Origin of the sequence: Helicobacter pylori, assembly GCF_030323545.1 — a bacterium.
In the GTDB taxonomy this organism is placed as follows: Bacteria; Campylobacterota; Campylobacteria; order Campylobacterales; family Helicobacteraceae; genus Helicobacter; species Helicobacter pylori_CO.
This window is the reverse complement of record NZ_CP122954.1, coordinates 941,195-952,554: the sequence shown is the minus strand read 5'-3', so window position 1 is coordinate 952,554 and position 11,360 is coordinate 941,195. Positions and strand designations below refer to the sequence as shown.

The 11,360-nt window shown below is 39.5% G+C and carries 12 protein-coding genes and 1 tRNA gene; 5 read left to right on the top strand and 8 right to left on the bottom strand.

Features of this window, described 5'->3' with window-relative positions; all coding sequences use genetic code 11:
• Positions 1-6: 6 nt before the first annotated feature.
• Positions 7-1,254 carry a fibronectin type III domain-containing protein gene (locus tag QAP06_RS04470; protein WP_187838634.1) on the bottom strand — a complete coding sequence of 416 codons (1,248 nt, stop codon included), beginning with the start codon at positions 1,252-1,254 and terminating at the stop codon, positions 7-9.
• The gene (locus tag QAP06_RS04465) at positions 1,217-2,200 is read right to left on the bottom strand and encodes an RluA family pseudouridine synthase (RefSeq protein WP_286465024.1); all 984 of its coding nucleotides are present in this window, start codon (positions 2,198-2,200) and stop codon (positions 1,217-1,219) included. The genes QAP06_RS04470 and QAP06_RS04465 overlap by 38 nt, the downstream gene beginning before the upstream one ends.
• Before the next feature lie 150 nt (positions 2,201-2,350).
• On the opposite strand from QAP06_RS04465, the gene QAP06_RS04460 reads away from it, so the two are divergent.
• From QAP06_RS04460 to QAP06_RS04445, 4 genes are all read left to right on the top strand, one after another.
• Positions 2,351-2,815, top strand: a complete 465-nt coding sequence (locus QAP06_RS04460) for a GTPase (protein WP_286465022.1) — start codon at positions 2,351-2,353, stop codon at positions 2,813-2,815.
• The gene (locus QAP06_RS04455) at positions 2,742-3,566 is read left to right on the top strand and encodes a YcjF family protein (protein ID WP_286465020.1); all 825 of its coding nucleotides are present in this window, start codon (positions 2,742-2,744) and stop codon (positions 3,564-3,566) included. The genes QAP06_RS04460 and QAP06_RS04455 overlap by 74 nt, the downstream gene beginning before the upstream one ends.
• 16 nt (positions 3,567-3,582) lie before the next feature.
• Positions 3,583-4,728, top strand: coding sequence for an FtsW/RodA/SpoVE family cell cycle protein (locus QAP06_RS04450; protein WP_187896256.1), 1,146 nt, complete (start codon positions 3,583-3,585; stop codon positions 4,726-4,728).
• A tRNA-Ile gene (locus QAP06_RS04445) sits at positions 4,690-4,766 on the top strand. The genes QAP06_RS04450 and QAP06_RS04445 overlap by 39 nt, the downstream gene beginning before the upstream one ends.
• A 25-nt stretch (positions 4,767-4,791) precedes the next feature.
• On the opposite strand, the gene QAP06_RS04440 is transcribed toward QAP06_RS04445, so the two are convergent.
• From QAP06_RS04440 to QAP06_RS04415, 6 genes are all read right to left on the bottom strand, one after another.
• Entirely contained in the window at positions 4,792-5,748 is a 957-nt protein-coding gene (locus tag QAP06_RS04440; RefSeq protein ID WP_286465019.1) for a ribose-phosphate pyrophosphokinase, read from the bottom strand.
• A 64-nt stretch (positions 5,749-5,812) separates the two neighbouring features.
• Positions 5,813-6,298 carry an HIT family protein gene (locus QAP06_RS04435; protein ID WP_286465018.1) on the bottom strand — a complete coding sequence of 162 codons (486 nt, stop codon included), beginning with the start codon at positions 6,296-6,298 and terminating at the stop codon, positions 5,813-5,815.
• 9 nt (positions 6,299-6,307) lie between these two features.
• Entirely contained in the window at positions 6,308-7,789 is a 1,482-nt protein-coding gene (locus tag QAP06_RS04430) for a Mur ligase family protein (protein ID WP_286465017.1), read from the bottom strand.
• Positions 7,776-8,501 carry a lipase EstV gene (gene estV / locus QAP06_RS04425; RefSeq protein WP_286465016.1) on the bottom strand — a complete coding sequence of 242 codons (726 nt, stop codon included), beginning with the start codon at positions 8,499-8,501 and terminating at the stop codon, positions 7,776-7,778. Before estV ends, QAP06_RS04430 begins: the two co-directional genes overlap by 14 nt.
• Complete coding sequence (locus tag QAP06_RS04420; protein ID WP_286465013.1) at positions 8,501-9,544, bottom strand: D-alanine--D-alanine ligase; 1,044 nt, start codon at positions 9,542-9,544, stop codon at positions 8,501-8,503. Before QAP06_RS04420 ends, estV begins: the two co-directional genes overlap by 1 nt.
• A 77-nt stretch (positions 9,545-9,621) precedes the next feature.
• The gene (locus QAP06_RS04415) at positions 9,622-10,098 is read right to left on the bottom strand and encodes a phosphatidylglycerophosphatase A family protein (protein WP_131128166.1); all 477 of its coding nucleotides are present in this window, start codon (positions 10,096-10,098) and stop codon (positions 9,622-9,624) included.
• 148 nt (positions 10,099-10,246) lie between these two features.
• Here QAP06_RS04415 and QAP06_RS04410 point away from each other — a divergent pair, with 148 nt between their 5' ends.
• Complete coding sequence (locus QAP06_RS04410; protein WP_286465009.1) at positions 10,247-11,356, top strand: pyridoxal-phosphate-dependent aminotransferase family protein; 1,110 nt, start codon at positions 10,247-10,249, stop codon at positions 11,354-11,356.
• Positions 11,357-11,360 lie beyond the last annotated feature (4 nt).

Below are 11,360 nucleotides of genomic sequence, written 5' to 3'. Positions count from 1 at the left end.
ACCCTTTTAGCGCTCTAAAAACAAACGCACTTCTTTGCTTGGGTGCGACTCTAAACCATCTTTATCCACGCTCACCACTTGATAGCGGTAAGCCACGCCCACTTTCATGTCCTTATCCACGAATTGGTTTTTGGTGATATTCCCAAAGCGCAAAGGGGTTTTAGAATTGGCTTCAAAACGATACACCGCATAGGTGGCTATTTTAGCGCTTGGGTTATTTTCCCATTGGATAAAGGCTGAAGAATCTTGAATAGTCCCTTTAGTGATGATAGGGGCTTCGGGTCTGTCAGCGGTCTCACCCATGGCAGGCTCTTTGGGTAACGCCCCTTCAAGATGCGTTTTATCAAGGGCGACGACTTTGTAATAACGAGTGAGGTTGTCTTTTTCTATTTTATCCACATAGGAAGTGTTGGTGGTTTGAGCGATGAATTTGTATTTGTCGTTGCGGTTGTTGGAAGCGTAAATGCGATAAGCTATCACATCTTCTTCTGGGGATTTATCCCAACTCAATTCAATGTGTCGTGTGAGGTTTTGGCTCACTCTAACATTAGTGATTTCTTTGGGTAAGTCTTTGGTTTTCCCCTCCACTATGACGCTAGGCCTGGATTTATCCCCCATGAAATTTTCAGCAATGACTTGGTAGCGGTATTTTTTCCCATCCTCTAAATCTTTATCAAAAAACTCCACAAACAAGCGGTTTTTTACAGCCCCTACATTTAAAAATTTGCCGTCTTTATTCTGTCTTTGAATGATGTATTTAGAAACGCTGGGATTTGGGTGCGGGCTCCAAAAGACTTTCACGCTTTTAGGGTATTCAAGGCTTGCAAAAACGCTTTCTACAGGATTGATAAAAGAGGTTTTTACTAAAATAGGGTCTGAAAGGTTAGAGATTTTATCGCCCTTGTAAGTGGCTAATTGGTAAGTGTAAGAACTCTCTGTTTCTAGCCCCTCATCATAATAGTGGGTCGCATAAGGGTTTTTAATCGTGGCGATTCTTTTAAGCTTGGAGTCTTTTTTCAAACGATACAAAATAAACCCATCAATGTCATAAGTGTCAGCGATTTTAGGCCATTCAAAACCCACTGAACTCACATCGTTAATGGTTTTAATAGAATGGACTACCGGAAGCTTAGTATCTATATTTTCTTGATTATTAAGGGCTGAAAAAGTATGATTCCTGGTAGAAGAACACCCTATAAAAACCGCTAATACCACACTACTTTGCAATAAAAGCGTGAAGTATTTTTTCTTCATCCAAGACCTCATCTAAATTCTCCTTGTCAAAAACTTTTTTAAGATATTCTAACATATCCTTTAATAGGGGAACTTTAAAGCGCAGTTTTTGCTCGCTTCTAGGGTGTTTGAACTCTATCAAATAGGCATGCAGCATGATTCTTATTTCTTCTTTAGGAAGCGCTTCATTAAGCCCGTAAAGGTTATCGCCGATGATGTGTCTGTTCAAATATTCTAAATGCGCTCTGATCTGGTGCGTGCGCCCGGTGAATAGTTTAGCCCCTATCAAATCCATGCCATTTTGAGAAGTCAGCAAGCTAGTAAATTCGCTTTTAGAATAACGGCTTTTTTCTTTTTTAGCCGCTTTGAGCGCTATCATTTTTAAGCGGTTATTGGGGTTTCTTGCCAAATAGCATTCCACGCTCATTTTTTCTTCTTTTAAGGGCGTTGAAAGCAAGGCAATATAGTAGCGCCCCATCATTTTAGTTTTGAGTTGCTCGCTCAAATGAACATGGGTAAAATTGTTTTTAGCGATGACAATCCCTCCGCTCGTATCCTTATCCAAACGATGCACAATCCCATAGCGCTCTTTTAAGCCCAGATTAGAAAGCTCGTAATTTTGAGATTTTAACCAATCCACTAAAGTAGGCTCTTTCACGCTTGGGGCTTTATGGACGACTAGATTAGGAGGCTTATTCAACACCAATAAGTCTTCATCTTCAAAAATGACTTCTATTTCTAAATCAAGATCTCTTTTTAAGGGTTTGGGCGCGATTTTGGGCGTTAAAAGCGTGATTGCATCGCCCTCTTTTAAGGCTAGCCCCCCTTTTTTGACCTCCTTTTTTTGACAAAACACCAGCCCCTCTTTAATCAAATTCAATACTTGGTTTTTAGAAATTTGCAATTCTTTGGCTAAAAATTCATCAAGGCGTTTGTAATGGGTAGGGGCGATGAAAACTTTTTGCATTCAAACTCTTTTTGCATTCAAACTCTTTTTTGCATTTTTAAAAACCATTATTCTACTCAAAACCTTAAAAAAATCCTATTTCATTATTTGAATACGCTATAATCAGTGCACCAACATTTTGTGGCTCAAATCATTTTTAAAGGGGTTCTAATGGAACATAACGGGCATGATAAACTGAACGGCGTTTTGCGTGGCTTTTTAGGCGACTCATTCACGCTTGATGGGAAAGAGGGAGGATTGAACATGAGCAAGATGCTTGAACACATCAAAAAGGAAAAACCAAAGATGAATGTTTTGCTCATGGGGGGTACTGGTGTGGGTAAAAGCTCGCTCATTAACGCTCTATTTGGTAAAGAAATCGCTAAAGCAGGCGTAGGAAAACCCATCACTCAGCATCTTGAAAAATATGTTGATGAAAAGAAGGGCTTGATTTTGTGGGACACTAAAGGCATTGAAGGTAAAGATTACCACGACACCATGGAAAGCATTAAAAAAGAAATGGAAGATTCTTTTAAAACGCTTGATGAAAAAGAAGCCATTGATGTGGCGTATCTGTGCGTTAAAGAGACTTCTTCTAGGGTTCAAGAGAGAGAGAGAGCTATTAAGCTTCGCTAAAAATTGGAATATCCCAACGATTATCGTTTTCACAAACACTCAAGCCGAAGACGGCGAGGCATTTGTCCAAGAAACTAAAAGGATCATAGACGAAGAATGGGGGTTTAAAGGTTTTATCAAAGCCTATGCGAGAGTCAATTCCGTTGCCTTTTCGTTTAGGGGGTTAAAAGTCCCTGTTGAAGGTTTAGAAGAATTGGTAGATGAAACGAAAAAATGCTTGATAGAAGCTAAGAAAAACAAACAAAACCATTTCTTGCTGATTCAAAAAGCTAACATCCAAGCAAGAAAGCAAGCCATGATAGAGGAATGTAAAACCATTATCCATGTTGCATCAGGAGCGGCTGGAGCGGCTGGGCTTATCCCCATACCCTTTAGCGATGCGTTCGCTATTGCACCCATTCAAGCAGGAATGATCTATAAAATGAATGACGCTTTTGGAATGGATTTGGAAGAATCTGTAGCCGCATCATTAATCACAGGATTGTTGGGCGTGACCGCTATCGCGCAAGTGGGGAGAACGCTCGTTAATGGTTTGCTTAAATTCATTCCTGTTGTGGGGAGTGTTGCAGGGAGTGCAACCGCTGTGGCTATCACAGAAGGCATTGGGTTTGCTTATTTGAAAGTGCTAGAAAAGTGCTTTAATGATGAGACGGGCGAAGTGGAACTGCCTGCAATGGATACGATAAAATCCCTTTTCAAGGAGAATTATCTCAACTTGGATACAATCAAACAATTAACACAATCAGATTAGGGGTTATGAAAAACGCATGGCATTAGACAAAAGGATTTGGATGCATTTTGATCTTTTGCCTTTTGTGTTTATTATCCCCTTGTTGGTGGTTTCTTTTGTATTGATTTTTGAGAGCAGTGCGGTTTTGAGCTTGAAGCAAGGGGTTTATTATGCGATAGGGTTTATTCTCTTTTGGATCGTGTTTTTTATCCCTTTCAGAAAGCTCGATCGCTGGCTCTTTGTGTTTTATTGGGCATGCGTTATTTTATTAGCGTTAGTGGATTTTATGGGATCGAGTAAGCTTGGAGCACAACGATGGCTAGTCATTCCTTTCACTTCTATCACTTTACAGCCTAGCGAACCCGTGAAAATCGCTATCCTTTTGTTATTGGCGCATTTGATTAAAATCAACCCACCCCCTTTTAAGGGCTATGATTGGGGTATGTTTTTAAAGCTTAGTTTTTACATTTGCTTACCGGCGGCTTTGATTTTAAAACAGCCTGATTTAGGCACGGCTCTTATTGTGCTCATCATGGGTTTTGGGATTTTACTTATCGTGGGTTTAAGGACTAGGGTGTGGCTCCCTCTTTTTATCGCTCTTTTAGTGGCTTCGCCTATCGCTTATCATTTTTTGCATGATTACCAAAAAAAGCGCATCGCAGACTTTCTTTCTGAAAAGCCTAATTACCATGTCATGCAATCCATTATCGCTATAGGATCGGGCGGGTTTTTAGGCAAATCTAAAGAGGCTTGCACGCAAACCAAATTCAAATTTTTGCCTATTGCAACGAGCGATTTTATCTTCGCTTACTTCGTGGAGCGTTTCGGGTTTTTAGGGGCTATGTTGCTTTTTGCGATTTATATAGGCTTGAGTTTGCATTTATTTTTTTATCTGTTTGAGAGCAACAGCGATTGGTTTTTAAAGATTGTAGCCCTTGGGATTTCTATTTTAATCTTTGTTTATTCCAGCGTGAATATCGCCATGACTTTAGGGTTAGCCCCTGTGGTGGGGATTCCCTTACCCTTATTCAGCTATGGGGGGAGCAGTTTTATCACTTTTATGATCCTGTTTGCAATCCTAGAAAACCTGCTTGCTTTTCGCTATATTTTTGGATACAATAGCAAACCATCCTTTGGGAATTTTGGATTCTTAGCTCAGCTGGTCAGAGCACTCGGCTCATAACCGATTGGTCGTAGGTTCAAGTCCTACAGAATCCACCACTCCCGCTCTTCTTTTATCCCCTTTTTAAGTGAAAAGCGATTGGACGCTTTCGTTATGATAAATCCTTCTGATCACTTCCGCAAATAAGGGCGCTACGCTTAAAGTGGTGATTTTATCGCATTTTTGAACTAAAGGGATAGAGTTGGTTACCACCACTTCATCTAACATGCTTTCTTTAATGCGCTTGATCGCATTCCCGCTCAAAACCGCATGCGTGCCTAACGCCATGACAGAAATTGCCCCTTGTTCTTTTAAGGCCAAAGCGGCTTTACAGATCGTGCCTGCGGTATCAATCATATCATCTACTAAAATCACATCGCGCTCCTTTGCTGAGCCGATAATATTCATCACTTCGCTTTCATTAGCTTTTTCACGGCGCTTATCCACGATGATTAAATCCAAGCCCATTTGATTGGCAAAATACCTGGCTCTTGTAACCCCACCCACATCAGGGCTAGCGATCACAGGGTTTTTTAACGCTTTAGAGCGGATATAATCTCTAAAAACGATAGATCCGTATAAATTATCCACCGGCACATCAAAAAAGCCTTGGATTTGCCCGGCATGCAAATCCATTGTAATGATCCTTTCAATCCCCACTTCTTGCATCAAATTAGCGACCATTTTAGCCGTGATAGGCACTCTTGGAGCCGCTTTTCTGTCCTGTCTGGCATAGCCAAAATACGGCAACACCGCTGTGATAGAATTGGCGGAACTGCGCCTTAAAGCATCTACCATGACTAACAATTCCATTAAATTGTCATTAACCGGCACGCAAGTGGGCTGGACAATAAAAATATCCTTACCGCGCACCGATTCGCTGATTTGGATATTGATTTCACCATCGCTGAATTTGCCAATCACGGCTTTGGATAAGGGAACGCCTAAATGCTTTGACACTTCTTTGCCAAAGGCAGGGTGAGCGCTCCCTGAAAAAATCTTAAAACCACGCATCTTTGCCTTAAACCCACGCGCCTTCATCGCTGACACTCCTTAAAATGAATTAAAATCAATTGTAACACACCCAAATTAAAAGCGTTTGTTTTCAACCAAGCTCCTTTTCTAATAAGTTTTTTAACGCAAGATAGGTTTCATTTAAATCAATCCCACACACCCTAGTTTGAGCGATAACGCTCATAAAATTGCTATCGCCTAAAAACCTAGGCACTAAATGCATGTGCAAATGCTCAGGGATTCCTGCTCCGGCGTTTCTGTGCAAATTCAAACCTAAATTGATCCCTTGAGCGCCATAAGCATACAACGCTTTTAACACTTTAGGCGCTAATTTATTCATGTTTAGCCAAATGTTAAGATCTAAAAGTTCAACGCTCGCTTGATGCGCATGAGGAATGATCAACAAATGCCCCGGGTTATAAGGGTAGGCGTTCATCACCACAAAGAGATCGCTATTTCTATAAAGCACTCTGTTTTCTGAATCTTTTGTAGGGTTTTGAGAAATCCCGCAAAAGACACAACTCTTATTTTTCTCTTTCAAATAACTTTCGCGCCAAGGAGCGTATAAATGTTGCATGTTCATTTCCTAAATGTAATTAGGGGCGTCATTAGCGAATAAAATCAAATCGCCCTGAATCGTGGTGGCTTGTAAGATATTTTCCAATTGCGCCTTATCCTTGAGTAAGATTTTTTGGGGGGTTTTCAATTGTGAAGCAATCGTTTTGGAATTCAACTCCCCTGTGATGATAGCGACATCAAAAACCTCGTCTATTTTTTGCGCTAAAGTTTCATTACTTTCTGTATTGCTTTCCACTAATCCCGGTGTTACAATAACCTTACGCCCTTCATACAAACTCGCTAAACGAATGCCCTCTAACATGCCCTTTAAATTCCCGTTAAAGCTATCGTCTATGATGATTTTTTGATTCACTTCCAAAAGTTGCAAACGATGGGCGATAGGGTTGAGTTCCAAAACAAGCCGTTTGATCCTTTCGGTTTCTAATCCTAAATGCTTAGCGATTAAAATAGCTGAAGCGATATTATAAGCGCTAAACTCCCCTAGAACCTTTGTTTCAAATTTTTCCCAAACGCTATCTATAAGCATTTCAAAAGAAGTGCCTTTTAAAGTGGATTGGATGTTTTTAACCAGGCTAGAAACATCTATTAAGGGGCTATCTTTAGGGGCATAGGGCTTGATCTTTTCCACAGAATAACAAAAGGCTTTTTCTAAGCGCTTGGAATCCAATAATTCCGCTTTAGTCTCGCAAATATTTTCTAAAGTTTTAAAATATTCTAAATGCTGTTCGCCCACTTCTGCGACCACAGCAAGGTGCGGTTCAATGAGGCGGGTGATTTCTTTAATATCGCCCTTATTCCTTGCCCCGGCTTCAGCGATATAGATTTCGCTCTTATCATCTAAATTCTGGTTAATATCATTCGCAAGCCCTAAAAGGGTGTTGACGCTTTTGGGGCTTGCATGCGCGTTGAATGTGGTTTGTAAGATTTGAAGCAAGAAATTTTTGGTGCTGGTTTTCCCAAAACTTCCGGTAATGGCGATGACTTTTAAATTCTTTAAAGAGGCGATTTTGTCTTTAGCGGTTTGCAAATACTGCTTGGATAGGACTTTTTCAAAGATTAAAGAAGCGCTCAAAACGAATATAAATAAACACAAATAGCCAAGCGCGAGCGAAATCCCATCCAAAGGGACTAATTCTATATTTAAGATTTCATGCAAGATTAAAAAGAGTAATAAGAAGATGAAAAAGCGCTTCACCCTTGGCGTGAAAACTAAAGGCTTGTCGTTGCGTTTGGCCCAGATAATGAGCATGGGCATTTGAATAACGCCGCAAAAGAAATCAAAAACAAACGGCATTTTGAAAGCATACGATAGGATAAATACCCCTAAAGGCAATAAAAAATAAATCCCATGCCAACGCATTTTGTGGTGCTTGGTTAAAATCCTAAACACGCTGTAATGATACCATTGCAATAAAGTCATTATATAATAGCCAAGCCCTGTTATAAAGAGCCAACGAAACGCTAAATTCAGCCAACTAAGACTTTGCATGATGATAATTCTCCACTAGTTTTTCAATCTCTTTTGCTTGGTTTAAAAAAAAGAAATGATCCCCTTCTAAAACGAATAACGCGCTTCTTTTCAATAAGGTTTGCATTTTTTGAGCGGAGCTTAAGGGGGTTGCTTTATCGTCTTTACCCCAAAATAATAAAACTTCCTTCTCGCATCGTTTGAAATGATCGCTAAAGTCTTCGCTAATCACTTTTTTAAAGGTTTCATACATCGCTTGATTAAGCCCCATAGCGTCCTTACTCCTCAAAAACCCTAAATTCAAGCCTAATTTTTTAAAGATTTTAGCCAAAAGGATTTTACAACGCACTTTTAAGGGTTTTGGCTCTAAGATCCCCGCGCTGCTCAATAAAACAATTTGTTCGTTTTCACACAAGATCGCTACTTTCCCTCCAAAGCTATGCCCAAAAACGACATGCGCTTTTTTATCCACGCTTTTTAAAAACAGATTGATGATATTAGCATAATCTTTAGTTTCTAAAACTTTTTCATCGTTAGGGCTTTGATTGAAGCCGGGCAAATCCACATACAAATGGTTGTAATTTAAAAAACAGCCTTGAAACGCTTGTTGCATGATTTCCTTAGAACTCCCCCAACCATGCAAAAACAAGGCGTTTAAAGGGCTATGGTGGTCTGTAAAAGTGTAGGAAATGTCAAAAACGCTATCCAAATAAGCGATACTGCGTTTGGCCATTACTTATTCTTTTGGATTTGCAACAAATAAGAGTTTTTGATTGGGATTTTAGGGGTTTTGGGCAATGATTGCGCTAAATTTTCTAGCGTTGTTTTAAAATCATCAAACAAATAATTGGCCAAACTGCCAGGAATGGGGTTGATCTCATTAAGATACACTTCATTTTCTATGATAAAAAAATCGCAACGAATGATCGCGCCATCAAACAAATCATTATAGAGTTTTTTAAAATTTTCTTTTAATTGTTCTTCTAGGGTGTTAGAAAGATTCGCTTTAGGGGCTTTATTGCGTGAAAAATCCAAATATTTTTGTTTGAAATCTAAAAATTCCTGTTTGCTAGGCTCTTCAATATAAGAAAAACAAAAATCCTTTTTGATCTTGCAACCGGCTAAATTGTATTCTTTCACTCCCTGAATGAAAGGCTCTATTAAGACCTCTTTAGAATATTCAAACGCACCGTCTAAAGCGTAAATCAATTCTTTTTCTTCTTTCACAACATTCACCCCTAAAGAGCTCCCAGCACTATTAGGCTTGATGATGAAAGGAAGATTAAAGCTCATCAAATCCAAGGCGTTAGCGCGGTTTTTTTCATTCAAAAGAACATAATTTAAAGTTTTTACCCCTAAGTCTTTGGCATAAAGCTTGGTTAAATATTTGTTATAACTCAACACGCTCGCTTCAATCCTAGGACCTATAAAAGCGATACGATAAAATTCTAACAAGCTCGCTAATTTCCCGTCTTCGCCATCGCCCCCATGCACGAGATTGATCACTAAAGGCAATTCTATAATCTTAGCGCCTAAAAACGAGTTTTTAAGCAAGCCATTGCGCGTAAGGATTAGGGGAGGTAATTTTTTTTCTTTGATTTGAGCGAAGTATTTTGAATGCATGTCAGATTCTTCAATCAAATAAAAATGATGGTTTTCATCTAAAAAAATAAAATATTTAATCCTATCCTTTAACACTTCTTTAAGTGCGATCGCGCTCACAATGCTGATTTCATGCTCAAAACTCGCCCCACCAAATAAAACGCAAAACTCCACGATCAAACTCCTTAAAAACGATTGCAATAAAGTCTATCTATATTTACCTAAAAAAAGGCTTTTGAATTTTCTTAAAATTAAAGTTTAATGTTAAAAAATCCTAAAATATTGATGACTAATAAAGTGCTCAATCCGGCTAAAACACCCGCTAAAGCGTCATCAGCCACAACCCCTAAACCCCCTTTAACTTCTTTGTCTATCTTGCCAATGAGTGATGGCTTAGTAATATCATAGATCCTAAAAAAGATAAAACTCAAAACCACACCCGCTAACGATAACCCGCTAATCGCCATCGCTAGCCACATGCCCACTAATTCGTCTATCACAATGTAGGAGCTGTCATGGATCTTACTCTCTGCTTCTTCCTTGTCTATTTGAGCGATAGCGATAAGCCCGATTAAAATCGCCGCTAAAAACAAAGTGTTAGCCGAAAAAATTAAAACAGGCAAGCCTAGTAACAACGCTACTAAACTCCCTATCGTTCCAGGAGCTTTTTTAGAATACCCGCTAAAAAAAAGGGTTAAAAAACACGCGCGAAGACTGAATTTATTCAATTATTGCCTTAAATTCTTTTTAAATCATGGCATTTTAGCATTTTATTTGCATTAAAAAGCGATTTTCTTAAACAATAAGGCTTAATTTTAAGCGCGTTTTAGTATGATAACTTTTAAATTCTCTCAAAAATTAAAGGTTAATGTTAAAATGTTGCTTTTCACTCCAGGCCCTGTAGCCATTAGCGAAGAGATGCGCTCAAGCTTTTCTCAGCCAATGCCCCACCACCGCACCAAAGATTTTGAAAAGATTTTCCAAAGCGTGCGAGAAAATTTAAAAAAAATGACCGGTTTAGAAGAAGTTTTGCTTTTAAGCAGCAGCGGGACGGGGGCTATGGAAGCGAGCGTGGTTTCGTTGTGTCAAAAAGAGTTGCTTTTTGTTAATGCGGGCAAGTTTGGCGAAAGGTTTGGCAAGATCGCTAAAGCCCATTCTATCAAAGCCCATGAATTAGTCTATGAATGGGACACACCGGCCCAAGTGGATGGGATATTAAACGCGCTTAAAGCCAACCCTAACATTGATGCGTTTTGCATTCAAGCATGCGAGTCTAGTGGGGGGTTACGACACCCTGTAGAAAAAATCGCTCAAGCGATCAAAGAAACTAATCCGAATGTTTTTGTGATAGTGGATGCTATCACCGCTTTAGGGGTTGAGCCTTTAGAAATAACGCATGTTGATGCACTCATTGGAGGGAGTCAAAAAGCGTTCATGCTGCCTCCTGCGATGAGCCTAGTCGCATTGAGCCAGAAAGCGATTGAACGCATAGAAGAACGCAATGTGGGGTTTTATTTCAATTTAAAGAGCGAATTGAAAAACCAAAGAGATAACACCACAAGCTACACCGCTCCTATTTTACACACTTTAGGGTTGCAACGCTATTTTGAATTGGTGCAAAATTTAGGGGGCTTTGAAGTGCTCTATCAAGAGACCAAAAGAGTCGCTTTAGCCACTCAAAAAGCCGTTTTAGCTTTAGGTTTAAAGATTTTCCCTAAAAGCCCGAGCTTGAGCATGACAACGATTATTAACGAGCATGCCAAAGAATTAAAAAACCTTTTGAAAGAAAAATATCAGGTGCAATTTGCGGGCGGTCAAGAGCCTTATAAAGACGCGCTCATTCGTATCAACCACATGGGGATCATTCCTGTTTACAAAAGCGCTTACGCTTTGAACGCCCTAGAATTAGCCCTAAACGATTTGAATTTAAGGGAGTTTGATGGCGTGGCGAATACAACCTTTTTGAAGCAATACTATGAAATTTAAGGAT

Bases quoted from the DNA above. Each gene is read 5' to 3' on its own strand.
- QAP06_RS04455 (WP_286465020.1), top strand. From the start codon at position 2,742: ATGTGGCGTATCTGTGCGTTAAAGAGACTTCTTCTAGGGTTCAAGAGA.
- estV (WP_286465016.1), bottom strand. From the start codon at position 8,501: ATGGCCAAACGCAGTATCGCTTATTTGGATAGCGTTTTTGACATTTCC.
- QAP06_RS04470 (WP_187838634.1), bottom strand. From the start codon at position 1,254: ATGAAGAAAAAATACTTCACGCTTTTATTGCAAAGTAGTGTGGTATTA.
- QAP06_RS04450 (WP_187896256.1), top strand. From the start codon at position 3,583: ATGGCATTAGACAAAAGGATTTGGATGCATTTTGATCTTTTGCCTTTT.
- QAP06_RS04460 (WP_286465022.1), top strand. From the start codon at position 2,351: ATGGAACATAACGGGCATGATAAACTGAACGGCGTTTTGCGTGGCTTT.
- QAP06_RS04440 (WP_286465019.1), bottom strand. From the start codon at position 5,748: ATGAAGGCGCGTGGGTTTAAGGCAAAGATGCGTGGTTTTAAGATTTTT.
- QAP06_RS04430 (WP_286465017.1), bottom strand. From the start codon at position 7,789: ATGCAAAGTCTTAGTTGGCTGAATTTAGCGTTTCGTTGGCTCTTTATA.
- QAP06_RS04435 (WP_286465018.1), bottom strand. From the start codon at position 6,298: ATGCAACATTTATACGCTCCTTGGCGCGAAAGTTATTTGAAAGAGAAA.
- QAP06_RS04410 (WP_286465009.1), top strand. From the start codon at position 10,247: ATGTTGCTTTTCACTCCAGGCCCTGTAGCCATTAGCGAAGAGATGCGC.
- QAP06_RS04465 (WP_286465024.1), bottom strand. From the start codon at position 2,200: ATGCAAAAAGTTTTCATCGCCCCTACCCATTACAAACGCCTTGATGAA.